Genomic DNA, 15,344 nt, shown 5'->3' on the forward strand with positions numbered 1-15,344 from the left:
GTCTCGCCATCACTGGAGAATTAAGCGTACTGAGAGAGACGAAGGGGCAGGGGGGTGATTTAGGCAGGTGACGAAACAGCTGCACCCGGCGCGCGTGGGGCGCGCCGGGTGGGGCTCAGGCGAGGGCGGGTGCGTGTTCGACGACGACTTTGCCGGCCTGCAGCCGCACCAGCTGGTCGGCGATGTCGAAGTAGCGGTCATCGTGGGAAATGACAATGATGGTCTTGCCCAGGCGCTTGAGGTCCGGCAGCAGCTCGGTGTAGAAAATCCGCCGGAAGGTCGGGTCCTGGTCGGCGGCCCATTCGTCGAACACCAGCACCGGGCGCTCTTCCAGCCAAGCGTTGATCAGCGCCAGGCGCTTGCGCTGGCCGGTGGACAGGTCGGTGGTGCTGAACGCACCGTCCTTGACGCTGACCTTGTGGGCGATTTCCAGGCGCTCCAGGTAGCGGTTGGCGTCTTCGGGGATGTGCGTGTCCCCCTGCACCACATCATCGAACAGGTAGTAGTCGGCAAACACCGTGGTGAACAATTGCCGGTAGTCGTCGCGAACCTGTGCGTCGACGGCCTGGCCGTTGAGCAGGATCTGCCCCTGTTGCGGCGTGTACAGGCCCAGCAGCAACTTGATCAGGGTGGTCTTGCCACAGCCGTTTTCACCGACCACGAAGACGATGTCGCCCTGGGCGATGCGCAGGTTCACCGGCCCTACCTGGAACGGTTGGGCACCGGGGCTGGCTTGATAGGCATAGCTCACCTCGCGCAATTCCAGGCTGTCGACCACGACAGGCTTGTTGCCGTGGTCCTCCAGCAGCAGGTGCGCTTCAGGCGAAGAAAACTGCTCGGAAAGCTCGGCGATACGGCGAAAGGCGATTTGCGCGCGGCTGACCACCGGCAAGGTACCGATCAGGTGTTCCAGCGGGCCTTTCATGTACAGCAGCACCAGCACGAAGCCGCTGATGGCCTTGGGGTCGGCGCTTGGCCAGAGGAACTGCAGGGTCAGGCCCAGGCCGATGACCACGAAGAACAGCATGGAGCCGAAGCTCTTGGCAATGACGAACGTGTTGATCGAGCGGACCTGAGTGGCGCAGATCGCGTCGGCGGTGTCCTGGATGCCTTGGCGGAACATGCGCTGGCGCCGCGGGCGGTGGATGCGCAGCTCCTTGGCCCCCTCGGCGATGGCGTGGTAGTGCTTCTGCAGCCGGTCTTCCGCGTCGCGCGCCGCCATGAAGCCTTTGATGCCACGGCCTCGAGCGATGTACTGGACGACACTGCCGATACCGATTGCCAGCAGCATCATCAGGAACATCGGCAGTGACAGGGTGGCCAGGTAGCCGAGGCAGCCAAGGGTTACGGTCAGCGAGATTGCCAGGGGCGCAAAGGCGAAGGCGAAGTCGCTGATGGTATCGACGTCATGGGTCAGTACCGGGATCAGGCGGTGGCTGCGGAAACGTTCGATCTGCTCGATCGGGGCCGACAGCACCTTCTCGCCCAGGGCTTTGCGCAGTTTGGCGATGATGTGCTGGCCGACGTAGTTGGTGCCGATGTCGGAGCAGATCGAGCTGGCCAGAGCCAGCGCACACAGCCCGGCGAAGCCGAGGATCACGCTGTTGCTCAGGCCGCCGTCGGCGTGCAGGCCACTGTTGATGGTGGCCAGCAGTGCGGTAACGCTCAGGCCGCCGACCATGCCCATGACGACCGACAGGGTGACGATCGGCCAGAACGGTTTGAGCAGGGTGAATAGCTCGCTCAGCGCCCCGCGGGTTTTGGAGGTCATGTTGAATTCCTGGATCAGAGGCAAAAGTACATCGTTATGACGAGTGGCCCGCGGGGCAATTTAACCGCGTACCGTCACAGGTCGCGGACCACCCGCACACCCAGCCAGTCACCCAGGCGGCCCGGGAAATTGGTGTTGCGGTTGCCGGAGCGGGAGAAGATCGGCGCCTCGCCCCAGTCGTTGCCGCGGATACTTACCACCTTGCAGCTGTCCTTGGCCCGGCTGGCCTGGCCCCAGGCACTGCCGTCGGCCGGGGCGCCTTCATAGCTGTTGTGGTAGCAGTCGGCGACCCATTCGTAGACATTGCCGTGCATGTCGTACACGCCAAAGGCGTTGGCCGGGTAACTGCCCACGGGCGAGCTATAGCTGTAGCCATCCTTGGGGCCATAGACGTTGGCGTGCTGGCTGATTTCCAGGGTGCTGTCCGGGTCGATCGGGAAGGGGAACATACCGGTGCTGGCGCCGCGTGCGGCATATTCGCGTTGGGCCTCGCTGACCATGCGGTAATGCTTGCCGGTCTTTTTCGACAGCCAGGCCACGTAGTCCTGCACATCGTGGTAGCTCATGCACACTGCCGGTTGCTGCGGGCCCTGTTTGTAACTGGGCTTGCTGGCGGTGCAGCGGCGGCCAGGGCGATCGTCGCCGTCGGCGATGCGTGTGCCCGTGGCCTTGAGGTAGCCGTCCCATTGCTCGGCGGTCACCTGGAAGCGGCTGATGGCGAAGGGCTTGGCGAAGGTCACCGCATGCTGCGGACCTTCGTCATCCTGGCGCCCCATTTCGTCGGCCGGGGTGCCCATGTTGAAGGTGCCGGCGGGCAGTACCACCATCTCCGGGCAGAGCTTGTCGCAGTCACGGAACACCGTGCCTGGGGTATCGGCGGCTTGTGCTGCCAGGGCCGGCAGGCTGCAGGCGGCCAGCAGGCCGGCCAGGGTCAGGCGATGCAGGGAAGCGGTCATGGTGATGCCTTGTCAGAGTTGTTGGGTAATCAGGGCCATGGCCCGGTCGATCTGCTGCTCGTCATTGAGCAGGCTGGGGGCCAGGCGGATCACCGGGCCGACATCGCGATACACCGCATCGCACATCACCTTGTTGGCAGTGAGGTGGGCGGCGACGGCGTCGGCGTCGCGGTCCTTGATGCGGAAAAACGTGAAACCGGCCGAATAGCGCTCGCTGCGCGGTGTCACCAGCTGGACCTGACGGTGCTCGGCGAGGCGCGCCTTGAGCAGGCTGTTGAGCTGGTGGATGCGCTGTTGCACGTCGGCCTTGCCCAGCGCCAGGTGCAGTTTGAAGGCCTCGTTGGTGGCCCAGCGGTGTTCGAAGGCGTGGTAGCCGCCAGGGGTCATGATGGTGGCGAAGTCTTCATCGCGGGAGAACGTGGCGATGGTCGGGGTGAGATGCTCCATGCCGGTGGAGGCTGCGCAGATGATGCCCGTACCGCGCGGGCCGAACATCCACTTGTGGGTGCCGGCGATGAAGTAGTCGCAGTTGAAGTCGGCAAAACGCACGTTCTCCACACCGAAGCCGTGCACGCCGTCGACCACATAGAGAATGCGCTCGGCTTCGCTGCGGTTGCGGTTGTGCTGGCGCACCAGCGCGCCGATCTCACCCACCGGCAGCTTGACGCCACTGCCGGAGTGCACCCAGGTCATGCCCAGCACGCGGGTGTGCGGCTGGATGGCTTTGTCCAGGGTGCTCAGCACCTGGTCGGTGGAGACTGTCCATGGGTCGTCGAACAGGCGGATCTTGCGGGTCAGGGTGCCCTGGCGCTGGGCGCGGAAGGCCAGCGCCTTGTGGGTGGAGTAATGCTCGTGCTCGGTGACCAGGATTTCCTGGTGGGCGCCGACCTTCAGGCCGCCATAGATCATCGCCAGGCCTTCGGTGGTGCTGCCGGTCAGGGCCACCTGGCGCGGCTTGACCTCAAGGTAGCGCCCGGCCCACTCGCGCACCTCGTCCTCGCGCTGCCATTCGTACTGGCTTTCCCAGTCCATCAGGGCGGCGGGGTTGCGGTCCAGCGCGGCACGGTGGCGGTCGATCGCTGCCTGTACCGGGCGCGGGTGGGCGGTCACCAGGAAGTTGGCGAAGTGCGCGACCTGTGGGTCGAGCGGGAACAGCGTGCGCAGGTTGCGCCATTTGTCGGGGCCGCTCAGTGGTGTGCTGGCGCCAGCCAGGGCCTGGGGCAGCAGTGGCAGGCTCGCGGCCAGCAGGCCGGCCTGTTTCAGGAAACTACGGCGGTTGCTCATGGTAGGCAGGGCTCGGCTCAACGGTTGGCGACAGGCTGGGCAGCGCTCTGGACTTGCTCCCAGGCGCGCAGGAAATTGCCCGCCCAGAGCTTTGCAATGTCCGTTTCGCTGTAGCCGCGGGTCAGCAGTTCGGCGGTGACGTTGCTAATTTCGCTGACGTCCTTCCAGCCCTCCAGGCCGCCACCATCGTTGAAGTCCGAGGCGATGCCGACGTGGTCGATACCCACCTTTTTCACGGTGTAGTCGATGGCGTCGACATACTGTTTCAAGGTTGCTTTGGGTTCGTCTTCGAGGATGGCGTACAGCGAGCTTGCATACTCGCCGAAGCGTGCCTCGGGCCAGATGGCGATCACCGCGTCGCCCGGCATCAGGGCATTGGTCAGGCCTTGCAATGGTTGCAAGTCGAAGCGCGCACGCAGGGCATCGAGCTTGTCCACCACCGGCTGGGTCAACGGCTTTAGGTACTGACCGAAGCCGACCACCTGGATCACGCCGCCGCTCTGCTTGATCAGTTGCATCTCCTTGTCGGAGAGGTTGCGCGGGATATCCACCATCGCCCGCGGTGCCGAGTGCGAAGCGATGATTGGCGCGCGCGACAGGCGAGCGACATCTTCGAGTGCCAAGGTGGACATCTGTGACACATCGATGATCACCCCCAGGTCGTTCAGGCGTTTCACTGCCTGCTCGCCCAGCGGTGACAGGCCGCCGAGGGCGTCGGCGGTGTCGTTGAAGAACGGCAGCGGCCGCGAAGAATCGGCCCAGTCGTTGTTGCCGACGTAGCTGAAGCCGAACATGCGCATGCCACGTGCTGCCCACAGGTCAAGCTGCGACAGGTCGTGGCCCAGCGGGTAGGCATTGAGCATGCTGATGAAGATGGCGAACTTGCCTTCGCCGTTGAGGCGCCGGAAGTCGTCAGGGGTGTAAGCGATACCGACCTGGTTGGGGAAGTCGCGGACCATGCCGGTGATGATCTTGTAGCGCCCTTCCTGTTCTTGCCGGGCGGCATCGACGAAGCCGGGGGTGGGGCGGTGCGGGGCGTTCGGGCCGTTCCAGATTTCCGGCCAGCCGAACACGGTCAGGGCGGCACCAGAGAGGCGGCCGCGGTTGGCCTTGACCAGGTCGAACTGGCCCGGGCCATCCTTGTCTACTTCGTGCCCCTCGCTGCCCATGCTCAATGGCACGGTGATATGGCTGTCGAACGAGAGCATGTGCTCGTGCAGCTCCTCAGCCTGCTGCACGATCTTCAGCGGGTAGCCTGCGTGCAGGTGCCGCCAGTAGAAGTAGCCAGCGGCACTTGCCAGGGCAACGGTCAGGGCCAGGGGCAGGCCGATGTACAGGGCTTTGCGGGAACGGGTCTTGGTCATTGCCATCTCGTTGCGCGGTGATCGGGGCGGCTGCCGGCTCAGGGTTTGCTGCGCGGGCAGGGCTTGGGTATCAGGTGGACGAACAACGGCGGGGCAAATTTATCGTTGGCTGCGTCACAGGCCGTCTGCCTGCGGCGGTAAATTTTGCGTACTGCACAACGTTCTAGCCTTGGACGGGCCGTGCTCCATGGCCGCAATGAATGCTCAGGTAGTGCAATGACGATTTCTCGACGCGGGTTCATCGCCGGTGTGGCATTGACAGGCATGGCGGTGCCCGGTGCGCTGTATGTGCGGCACGTGCAGCGCCAGCAGTTCGACGAGCAGTATCCTGAAACCCCGGGCGAAGCCGTTGTCGAACTTGCCGATGCGCCCCTGCAGCAGTTGGGCGACACCTTGCGCGGGTGCTGGCTCTGGACAGCGCAGGGCAGGGACGCAGGGCTGCACGGTTTGCCTGATGGGGAGCTGGAGCTGTTGCTGGACGTTGCCCACAGTGGGCGTGGCCTGCGTGGTTACTTGGACACGCCCGAGCGCCTGCGTGGTCCGCAAGAGCCGCGCTATCGCGTGATGGGCGACCTGCTGGGGGACAAGCCAGGGACACTGCGCTGGCGGCTGTTTTCGACGCAGCCGGGCCAGGAGCAGGCGAACTATGAGTGCCAGGTGGTCCTCGACGAAGCCTGGGGCGGGTTCGGCAACGCCGGTCAGGCGACACTCAATGGCCGCATCCTGCCGCTGAACCGCGCATTGACGCTGCCCGAGCAGGACAACCGGTTTCTAGCGCTCAAGCGGCCTTTCCCCGAGGCCCGCGAACGGGCGCCCCTGGCACCGGCCTTGCTGGCGAGGCTGATCGCGCCGGAGCATCGATTGTTCCACCAGCTCTGGCATGCCGCGCGCGACAAGTGGCACAAGCTGGACGAGGACAAACAGGCAGCGCTGCGCGGCCTGGGCTGGCAGCCAGGGCCGCGGGGCCATGAACGCGATGCGCGGGGCCGGCACAAGGACCGCAACGGTTCGGGCGTGGATTTTTTCTTCATGCACCGGCACATGCTGGGTGCTGCCCGGGCCCTCCAGGACCTACCCTCCTGGCCGCGTTTTCCGCTGCCGCAGCCGGAGCTTGAGCGCGACCGTATCGGCTTCGCCCGCTATTTCGACAACCATGATGGCAATGCCCTACCGCCTACCTGGCTGGCTTCGGACGATGCCGCGTACACCCAATGGGTGCGCGATATAAAGACGCCCGAAACGTTCCATGCCAACTTCCAGGTCTGGGAGTCGAAGTACACTGATCCGCACTACCTGAGCACGCTTACGCTGGGGCAGTTCGGTTCGGAAATGGAGCTGGGTTTGCACGACTGGCTGCACATGCGCTGGGCTTCGGTGCCGCGCGACCCTTCCAGTGGCCTGCCAGTGCCTTTCGCTCGCAAACCGGAGGATTTTGCCGCGCGTTGGTTCCAGGCCGAGAACGACTTCCTCGGCGACCCGTTTTCATCCCATGTGAACCCGGTGTTCTGGCACTTCCACGGCTGGATCGACGACCGTATCGAGGATTGGTTCCGTGCCCATGAGCGGGTCCACCCGGGCCAGGTCAGGCGCCTGGAAGTCAATGGTGTGCCGTGGTTCGCGCCTGGGCGCTGGGTCGAAGTGGCCGACCCGTGGCTGGGGCCAGACACCCACGGTTGCTCGACGGTACCGGGGCTGCGGCCTGGGCGCAGCGTGGAGATGGACCCTGAGACCATGAAGCTGGCGTTGCGCATCATCTTTGGCGACGATGACCTGTTCGCCAAGCTGCGGCCGAAAGTCCCGCAACGCCCCTGGTACGCGCGCAATCTGAAACTGGCTCAGCGCTGAACACACTGGCCGCAAGCCGTGCGCGGCCTTTTCAGTGCGGTACCTGCCAGCCGCCCCCAAGCGCCTTGTACAGCGCCACGCTGCCCTGCAGGCGGGCCAGGCGCAACTGCGCTTGCTGGTCCTGGGCCAGGTAAAGCGTGCGCTGGGTTTCCAGCACGGTCAGCAGGGTCTCGGCGCCAGCCCCATAGCGCTGTTGTGCCAGGTCGAAGGCCTGGCGTGCCTGCAACACTTCCTCGTCCTGCCACAGCCGTTGACGCTCCACACCCTCAATGGCGTTAAGGGCTTTTTCAACATCGGCAAAGCCGGCGAGGATGCTGCTGCGATAGTTTTCCAGCAGTTCGTCCTGCTCGGCTTCGGCCAGCGCGCGTGAGGCGCGCAGCCGGCCGTTGTTGAAGATGGGCGCGACCAGGCCGGCGGTGAGTGTGTAGTAGGAACTGTCGAGCACCTGGGCAAAGGTGTTCGCGCCCGTGCCAAGGTTGGCGCCAAGCGTCAGCTTCGGCAGCATGGCCGCCCTGGCCACCTGCACATTGGCGTTGGCGGCGGCCAGGCGCGCTTCGGCAGCGGCGATGTCGGGGCGGCGAGTCAGCAGTTCGCTGGGAACGCCGCTGCCGATTGCCGGCCACTGCACAGTGGTGATCGGTTGGTGGCTGACCGGCAAGGCCTGCACCGGGTCACCGAGCAAGGTGGCGAGGGTGATGCGGCTGTCTTGCCGCTTTTGCTCGAGCAGCGGCACCTGGCGCTCCTGAGCCGCCACCAGGCTACGCTGCTGGGCCAGTTCAAGGCGGGTGGCGGACCCTGCACGCTGGCGGGTTTCGACCAGGTTGAGCACCTCACGTGCATTGCGCAGGTTAAGGCGTGCGATGCGCAGCTGTTCTTCCAGGGCGATGCCTTGCAGGTAGCTGTCGGCAACCGCACTGACCAGGGTCAGCTCCACTGTCTGGCGGTCGAAGCGGCTGGCGTCGAGGCCGTGCAGCGCGCTCGCCCGAGCCGCGCGCAGGCCGCCCCAGAAGTCGAGTTCGTAGCGGGCGGTAAGTTGCAGGCCGAAGGCTGTGTAGGTGGGCTCGCTGCTACTGACGTCCAGCTGGTCAGACCCTTCGCCGTGCAGCAGGCGTTGGCGGCTGCCATCGAGGCCCCCTTGCACCTCTGGCAGCAACGGCGCGCCAGCGATCACGGCGCGGGCCTGGGCCTGGCGTACGCGGGCCGCGGCAGCGGCGAGGTCATGGGCGTTGTGTTGTGCGCGCCTGACCAGTTGGTCCAGCTCGCTGCTGGCGAACGCCTGCCACCAGTGCCCCGATGGCAGTGCGATGGCGGGCGCAGCTGCCTCGCCTTGCCAGTGTTGCGGTGCGCTGATGCCGCTTGAGGGCGCAGGGGGTGTATTGCAGGCGGTGAGGCCCAGGCACAGGGTCAAGAGGCTGATGCGGCTTGGCAATGTCATGGATTATTCGCTGGTAAGGGCTTTGACCGGGTCGAGTCGGGCGGCCTTGCGTGCTGGCATGAAACCGAACACCACGCCGGTGATGGCGGCGCAACCGAAGGCGCCAAGGATGGCGGGCAGGGCGAAGGCGACGGCGACTTCGGCGAGTATCAGCGCGCCGCCGATCAGCAGCGCCAGCACGATGCCGGTCAACCCGCCGACCATCGACAGCATGACCGCCTCGCTGAGGAACTGGCGCAGGATGTCGCGCTGGCGTGCGCCGGTGGCCATGCGGATACCGATTTCACGGGTGCGCTCGCGCACGGTCATGAGCATGATGTTCATCACGCCGATACCGCCGACCAGCAACGAGATCGCAGCGATCGCCCCGAGCATCAGCGACAGGCTGTTTTGTGTGCGTGCCTCGGCCTGGATCAGTGCCGCATCGTTGGTCAGCTCGAAATCGTCCTTGCCTTGATGGCGCTTGCGCATCAGGCGGTGGATCGCTGTTTCTGTCTCGGCGACCCGGGCCGAGTCGGCTGCGGCGATGATCACGTATTCCGGGTCGTGGCTGCCGAACAGGCGCATGGAGGCGGCGGAATAGGGCACCACGATGCGCTCATCGCTCTTCTGGTCACCCGAACTTGCGCCCTTGCCGGCGAGCAGGCCGACGACCTGGAACGGCACGTTGCCGATCAGCAGGTACTGGCCCAGCGCGTCGGTGCCGGGTGCCAGCAGTTTGTCGCGGACTTTCTGGCCGATGACCGCCACGGCAGCGCCACTTCGTTCGTCGGCTTCGCTGAAAAAGCTGCCCTGCACGACCGGCCAGTTGAGGATGGCGGGGAATTCGACGTTGTTGCCGCCAACGTAGAACCTCTGGTTGTTGTTGCCGTGGCGCACCATCAGGTCGCCGCCGATGACCGGCATGACGCGCCGAACCTGGGGCAGTTCGGCGATGGCGGCGACGTCATCGAGGGTGACGATGCCGCCTGGCTCGCGCAGCGTCGGCGGGCGACCGTTGAGGTAGAGGATGTTGGAGCCGAACGCGGCCATCTGTGCCATGACCTGGCGTTTGCTGCCTTCGCCCACGGCCAGCATGACCACGACCGAAGCCACGCCAATGACGATGCCAAGCAATGTCAGGGCGGTGCGGAACCGGTTGATCCACATGACCCGCCACGCTGCCTGCAAGGCCTCGAGCAGCTCGCCTTTCCATGCGCCACGCACGGTCGCGCCGCGGTCCAGGCGCTGGCGCAGGTCATCGGCCTGCAGGCCTTGTTGTGCAGCAGCGGGAGGCTGGTCGCAGGCCGAGTCGCTGATCATCAGCCCGTCGCGGATTTCCACCACCCGGCGTGCCCGCGCCGCCACCTCGCGGTCGTGGGTGATCAGGATGATCACATGGCCCTGGCTGGCCAGCTCGTCCAGCAGGGCCATGACCTCGGTACCGCTGTGGCTGTCCAGGGCGCCGGTCGGCTCGTCGGCAAGGATGATATGGCCGCCATTCATCAGCGCGCGGGCAATCGACACGCGTTGCTGCTGGCCGCCGGACAACTGATGCGGGCGGTTGCCGGTGCGGCTGGCCAGGCCAAGGCGCTCAAGCAGGGCGGCTGCGCGGGCGTGGCGCGCGGCGGGCGGGGTGCCGGCGTAGATGGCCGGCATCTCGACGTTTTCCTGGGCTGAGCCTGAAGGGATCAGGTGGTAGCCCTGAAACACGAAACCAAAGGCTTCGCGGCGCAGCCAGGCCAGTTCGTCACTGCCCAGGTGGGCAACGTCCTTGCCGGCGAACAGGTAGTGGCCCGAGGTGGGGCGGTCGAGGCAGCCGAGGATGTTCATCAGCGTCGACTTGCCCGAACCCGACGCACCGACGATGGCGATGAACTCGCCGGGGTGGATGTTCAGGCTGATGCCGCGCAGTACGTCGACCTTGGGGGTGTCGATACCACCGTAGGATTTGCGGATGTCGCGCAGTTCGATCAGGGGAACGGCCATTCAACCTCCGCTGGCCAGGGGCGCACCGATGACCAGGCGCTCGCCTTCGCTTAGGCCATCGAGCACTTGCGCCCGCAACCGGTCGCTGAGGCCGATGCGCACTGTGCGTTGTTCGACCTTGCCATCCTGGCCCAGTACCTGGGCCAGGCGCAGGTGATCGGCCTCGGTGTCGTCCAGTGCTGCCAGCGGCGCTGTGAGTACCTGGCTGGCCTGGCCGGCGACGAAGAACACCTGGGTGGTCATGTCGGCCATCAACGCTCCATCGGGGTTGTCGACGTCGAGCAGCACGGTGTACTGCACCACCTGGCTGCCTGTCGTACCGGCGATCGCGCTGGCAGGGCCGCCGCCGCCCTGGCTGGTGTGCGCCAGCGGCTTGGGCGGAATCGGCAGGATCTGCCGCACGGTGCTGTTCCAGCGGCGTTTGCCGCCGGCCAGGGTGGTGAAATAGGCGGTCATTCCAGGTTTGACTTTGCCGATGTCGGCTTCGGACACCTGGGCCCACACGGTCATCGGCGAGAGCTTGGCGATTCGCAGAATCAGAGGCGTCTGCTGCTGGGCGTTGAGGGTCTGGCCTTCACGGGCATCCACCGCTACCACGGTACCGTCCATCGGCGCGTAGATGCGTGTATAGCCAAGCTCCGCCTCGTCGCTGCGCAGGTTGGCCTGGGCCTGACGGATCTGCGCCTGGATCATGTCGATGCGGGCCTGGGTGACCTTGAGCTGGGCGTCGGCCGCCTGCAGGTCTTCCTCGCGTGTGGCGCCTGCACCAGCCAGTTCGCGCTGGCGTCGATACTGCTGCGTGGCCAGCAGGTACTGTGCGCGCTGCTCGGCCAGTTGCGCCTTGAGGTTGTCGATCGAGAACCGTCCGGCGTCCAGCCTGGCCTGCTGGGTAGAGGGGTCGATCTCTACCAGCAACTGCCCCGTGTGCACCTGATCGCCAGCCTCCACGTGCAGCTTGCGGATCTGCCCGGAGGCCTGGGCGCCTACATCCACATACCGTCGTGGCTGCAGTGTACCCAGGGCGGTGACGCTGCTTTCGATGTCCGCGCGGGCGACTGCGACGGTACTCACGGGCAAGGCGCCCAAAGGGAGCACCTTCCAGGCCAGAAGGCTGCCAAGGGCCAGCAAGCCGAGGCTGCCGGCCAGCAGCTGGCGGCGGGTGTTGGGTATGCGTCTCATGCGGACTTCCAGCCAAAGGGTGGCCACACGCAGCCAGGTCAAGGTGCGCACGGAGGTGCCAGTTAAACGAAGGCGCGCGGGGCGGATTTAGATGGGCTGGCGCTGGGGGGAGGAGAGTTGCTGAGAATCATTATAATTTGTAAGATCCCACACTGATATCACATGACCCTGTCCGAGCCTGTCAGGACGTACCCCAGGTGCCGTCGTGGAACATTACTATCGCGAATTGGTGAGCTTCCTCTCCGCGCGCCTGGGCAGCCGCCAGGCCGCTGAAGATGTGGCTCACGATGCCTATCTGCGGGTGCTCGAACGCACCGGTACGCAGCAGATCGAGCACCCGCGCGCGTTCCTTTACCGCACGGCGCTGAACCTTGTGATCGACCGTCATCGCCGCCACCTGCTGCGCCAGTCCGAACCGCTGGAGGTGCTGGACCTGGACGAGCGCTGGCACACCCCGGCCCCCACCCAGAACATGCAGTTGGACCAGCGCCTGGCGCTGATGCAAAAAGCACTCGATGAATTGAGCCAGCCCTGCCGTGACAGCTTCCTGTTGCGCAAGCTCGAAGGCCTGTCGCATCAGCAGATCGCCGAGCACCTGGGCATCTCGCGCAGCCTGGTGGAAAAGCACATCGTCAACGCCATGAAGCACTGCCGCGTGCGCATGCGCCAGTGGGAATCCTGAAAACCGGTGGTGTGCCGGTGAAAATTCTGTGTGCTGGCAACTTGATTTCTAACTGTTTCAAGACAACTATCTAGATTGACCCCGCCAGGCGCCGCCCTGGTGGTTGCCTGTTACTGGCGCAGTTTGGTCAGGGAGTGTGTCCCTATTCACCTGACTGCCCAGGTCCGACAATGACCAACAAGACCCTGCGCATCCTGATCGCCGACGAGCATCCGTCCCAGCGCTTGCAGCTGGAGAGGCTGCTCAATGGCCTGGGCTATTACCGGATTGCCCCGGTGGACTCCTTCGACGAGCTGCAGCGCCTGGTGCACTGCGCGCTGCAGCCGTTCAACCTGCTGGTGGGCAATATCGAACTGGCCAGCCATGCAGGTGTCGACCTGGCGCGCTTTTGCCGGGTGAGCACGCAGATTCAGCATGCCTTGCTGTATCACTCGCGGCATCTGAAGGTCCCAAGCGTGCCGCAGACCGAGCGCCAGGCGGTGAATGTGAGCCTGCCGCAGGTGCCGGACAACGAGGCCCTTGAGTCCTTCATGGCGCTCATCGATGGCCCAGTGGTGGTCGGCAAGCTGGCCTTGCCGTCCGGCCTTTCCAGTAGTGGCCCGCCGGCCTACCCGCGCAGGAACTTCGCCCACACGGTCTTCAGCCGATAGCCGCAGCGGACGGGGCAAGGGGGCAGCTATTTGCTATCCTCTTGCCCTTTGCCGATTTGCGGACCTGTGCCATGACTGCCATCGATACCGCTCGCCCGCCCCGGTTCAGCCGTGGCGACCACCGGACCCTGGGCCTGGCGGCGCTGGGCGGCGCGCTGGAAATCTATGATTTCATCATCTTCGTGTTCTTCGCCCTGACCCTCAGCCAGCTGTTCTTCCCACCCGAAATGCCTGAGTGGCTGCGCCTGCTGCAAAGCTTCGGGATTTTCGTCACCGGCTACCTGGCGCGGCCGCTGGGTGGCATCGTCATGGCGCACTTCGCCGATCACCTGGGCCGCAAGCGGGTATTCAGCCTGAGCATCCTGATGATGGCGCTGCCGTGCCTGCTGATCGGGGTGATGCCGACCTATGCCGAGATTGGTTACGCGGCGCCGCTGATCTTGCTGGCGTTGCGCATTCTGCAGGGCGCTGCGGTCGGTGGTGAGGTGCCCAGTGCCTGGACATTCGTTGCCGAACACGCACCGCAAGGGCGGCGGGGTTACGCCCTGGGCTTCCTGCAGGCCGGGCTGACCTTTGGCTATTTGCTGGGGGCACTGACCGCGACACTGTTGGCCCAGGTGTTTACCGCCCAGGAAATCCTCGATTACGCCTGGCGTTACCCGTTCCTGCTTGGCGGGGTATTTGGTGTGATCGGCGTGTGGTTGCGCCGTTGGCTGAGTGAAACACCGGTGTTTCTGGCCTTGCGCGAGCGCAAGGAGCAGCCGGTGAAGTTCCCGCTGCGACGGGTGCTGGGCGAGCATCGTGGGGCGTTGATCCCGGCTGCGCTGCTGACCTGCGTGTTGACGTCGGCGGTGGTGGTGCTGGTGGTGATCACACCGACGGTAATGCAGCAGCGCTTCGGCATGACCGCCGCGCACACGTTCGCCCTGAGCAGCGTAGGTATCGTTTTTCTCAATATCGGTTGTGTGCTCGCCGGGCTGCTGGTCGATCGCCTGGGCGCCTGGCGGGCGCTGATGATCTACAGCGTGCTGCTGCCGCTGGGTATCGGTGCCTTGTATGCGAGCCTCGTGGGCCAGTGGGGCATGACGTGGCTGGCTTACGCGTTGGCTGGGCTTTGCTGTGGTGTGGTGGGTGTGGTGCCGTCGGTAATGGTCGGGCTGTTCCCGGCCCAGATCCGGGTGTCGGGCATTTCCTTTACCTACAACGTGGCCTACGCCTTGTGGGCCAGTACCACGCCGTTGGCGTTGATAGCGTTGATGCCGTGGAGCCCGTGGGTGTGCGTTGGCTTTTGTCTGCTCATGGGCGCGGTGGGGCTGCTCACGGCCCTCTACTTTGGCCGCCGGGAACCTTTGGCATTCGCGGCCGAGCCCATGCCGCTCATGTGCGGTGACAAATGAACGGGTAACGCCTGGCGGGCAGTGAGGCAGACTTCCGGGTGGGGGCTATTGGAATAACCTATTAGCCAAATTTAACCTGGAAGGTTAATTTCTCATGGAAAAGAGAACGCCTCATTGTTCGCTGGAGCGGATCAGGGCCTTGGTCAGCGCTGGGCGCATCAGCCCGACAACCGCCTCTTTGCGGGGCGCCCAGGCACTCGGGATGGATTACCCGGACATGCTCGAGATAATCAACGGTCTGGAGCGCAGAGACTTTCACAAAAGCATGACATGTCACGGTGATTACCGCGTATGGCAGGACGTTTATCGCCCCCTTACGGGCAAGGGATACGTGTACCTGAAACTGTCTGTGGTGGATGACGTGCTCATCGTGTCTTTCAAGGAGTTGTAATCATGAAGTGTCCAGTTTGTGGGGGGGCGGAGCTTGCACCTGATACCCGGGACATGCCCTATCGATACAAAGGTGAAGCGACCGTTATCCCAAATGTCAGTGGCGGATACTGTACAGCCTGTGGGGAGGCGGTTCTCAGCCATGATGAAGCGATGCGCATCAGTACTTTGATGTCCGCATTCAATCGCCAAGTCAATGCCGCGGCAGTGGACCCCGACTTCATTGTCGCTGTGCGCAAGAAATTCGACCTCGACCAGCGTGAAGCCGGCGAGATCTTTGGCGGTGGGGTCAATGCGTTCTCTCGCTACGAAAATGGGAAAACCAGGCCGCCGGTTGCTCTGGTCAAACTGTTCAAGCTGCTCGACCGTCATCCGGAGTTGTTCGAGGAAGTCCGTACGGCCTGAGGCAGCCCTGAACGAGAA

At 64.6% G+C, this 15,344-nt stretch carries 13 protein-coding genes; 6 read left to right on the forward strand and 7 right to left on the reverse strand.

Annotated elements, in window-relative coordinates:
• Nucleotides 1–115: 115 nt before the first annotated feature.
• The 4 genes from IWW33_RS19565 to pvdM form a co-directional block, all read right to left on the reverse strand.
• Complete coding sequence (locus tag IWW33_RS19565) at nt 116–1,771, reverse strand: cyclic peptide export ABC transporter (protein ID WP_046785267.1); 1,656 nt, start codon at nt 1,769–1,771, stop codon at nt 116–118.
• A 74-nt stretch (nt 1,772–1,845) separates the two neighbouring features.
• Nucleotides 1,846–2,727 (reverse strand): formylglycine-generating enzyme family protein, encoded by an 882-nt coding sequence (locus IWW33_RS19570; RefSeq protein ID WP_174142467.1) that lies wholly within the window; start codon nt 2,725–2,727, stop codon nt 1,846–1,848.
• 12 nt (nt 2,728–2,739) lie between these two features.
• A complete protein-coding gene (locus IWW33_RS19575; RefSeq protein WP_115274267.1) occupies nt 2,740–4,011 on the reverse strand; it encodes an aminotransferase class V-fold PLP-dependent enzyme in 1,272 nt (423 codons plus the stop codon).
• Nucleotides 4,012–4,028: 17 nt separating this feature from the next.
• On the reverse strand, nt 4,029–5,375 hold the full coding sequence (gene pvdM / locus IWW33_RS19580; RefSeq protein ID WP_046785264.1) for a pyoverdine-tailoring dipeptidase-like protein PvdM: 1,347 nt from the start codon (nt 5,373–5,375) through the stop codon (nt 4,029–4,031).
• A 216-nt stretch (nt 5,376–5,591) separates the two neighbouring features.
• Between pvdM and IWW33_RS19585 the strand changes: the two genes are divergently transcribed.
• A complete protein-coding gene (locus IWW33_RS19585; RefSeq protein WP_174142468.1) occupies nt 5,592–7,220 on the forward strand; it encodes a PvdJ/PvdD/PvdP-like protein in 1,629 nt (542 codons plus the stop codon).
• Nucleotides 7,221–7,251: 31 nt separating this feature from the next.
• On the opposite strand, the gene IWW33_RS19590 is transcribed toward IWW33_RS19585, so the two are convergent.
• Genes IWW33_RS19590 through IWW33_RS19600 form a run of 3 tightly spaced genes read right to left on the reverse strand, consistent with a single transcriptional unit; the run spans nt 7,252 to nt 11,802 of the window.
• Entirely contained in the window at nt 7,252–8,655 is a 1,404-nt protein-coding gene (locus IWW33_RS19590) for an efflux transporter outer membrane subunit (protein WP_174142469.1), read from the reverse strand.
• Between the two features lie 3 nt (nt 8,656–8,658).
• A complete protein-coding gene (locus IWW33_RS19595; RefSeq protein WP_174142470.1) occupies nt 8,659–10,623 on the reverse strand; it encodes a MacB family efflux pump subunit in 1,965 nt (654 codons plus the stop codon).
• Nucleotides 10,624–11,802: an efflux RND transporter periplasmic adaptor subunit gene (locus tag IWW33_RS19600; protein ID WP_174142471.1), complete on the reverse strand. Its 1,179-nt coding sequence runs from the start codon at nt 11,800–11,802 to the stop codon at nt 10,624–10,626. It abuts the gene before it with no gap.
• Nucleotides 11,803–12,007: 205 nt separating this feature from the next.
• Here IWW33_RS19600 and IWW33_RS19605 point away from each other — a divergent pair, with 205 nt between their 5' ends.
• From IWW33_RS19605 to IWW33_RS19625, 5 genes are all read left to right on the forward strand, one after another.
• On the forward strand, nt 12,008–12,484 hold the full coding sequence (locus IWW33_RS19605) for a sigma-70 family RNA polymerase sigma factor (protein WP_046785260.1): 477 nt from the start codon (nt 12,008–12,010) through the stop codon (nt 12,482–12,484).
• 170 nt (nt 12,485–12,654) lie between these two features.
• Nucleotides 12,655–13,134 carry a response regulator gene (locus IWW33_RS19610; RefSeq protein ID WP_046785259.1) on the forward strand — a complete coding sequence of 160 codons (480 nt, stop codon included), beginning with the start codon at nt 12,655–12,657 and terminating at the stop codon, nt 13,132–13,134.
• 71 nt (nt 13,135–13,205) lie between these two features.
• Complete coding sequence (locus IWW33_RS19615; RefSeq protein ID WP_115274271.1) at nt 13,206–14,531, forward strand: MFS transporter; 1,326 nt, start codon at nt 13,206–13,208, stop codon at nt 14,529–14,531.
• Between the two features lie 94 nt (nt 14,532–14,625).
• Nucleotides 14,626–14,922 carry a type II toxin-antitoxin system MqsR family toxin gene (locus IWW33_RS19620; RefSeq protein ID WP_161872932.1) on the forward strand — a complete coding sequence of 99 codons (297 nt, stop codon included), beginning with the start codon at nt 14,626–14,628 and terminating at the stop codon, nt 14,920–14,922.
• A 2-nt stretch (nt 14,923–14,924) separates the two neighbouring features.
• Nucleotides 14,925–15,326: a type II toxin-antitoxin system MqsA family antitoxin gene (locus tag IWW33_RS19625; protein ID WP_012315362.1), complete on the forward strand. Its 402-nt coding sequence runs from the start codon at nt 14,925–14,927 to the stop codon at nt 15,324–15,326.
• Nucleotides 15,327–15,344: the final 18 nt, after the last annotated feature.

The organism is Pseudomonas sp. M2 (assembly GCF_015751845.1).
Taxonomy (GTDB): domain Bacteria; phylum Pseudomonadota; class Gammaproteobacteria; order Pseudomonadales; family Pseudomonadaceae; genus Aquipseudomonas; species Aquipseudomonas putida_E.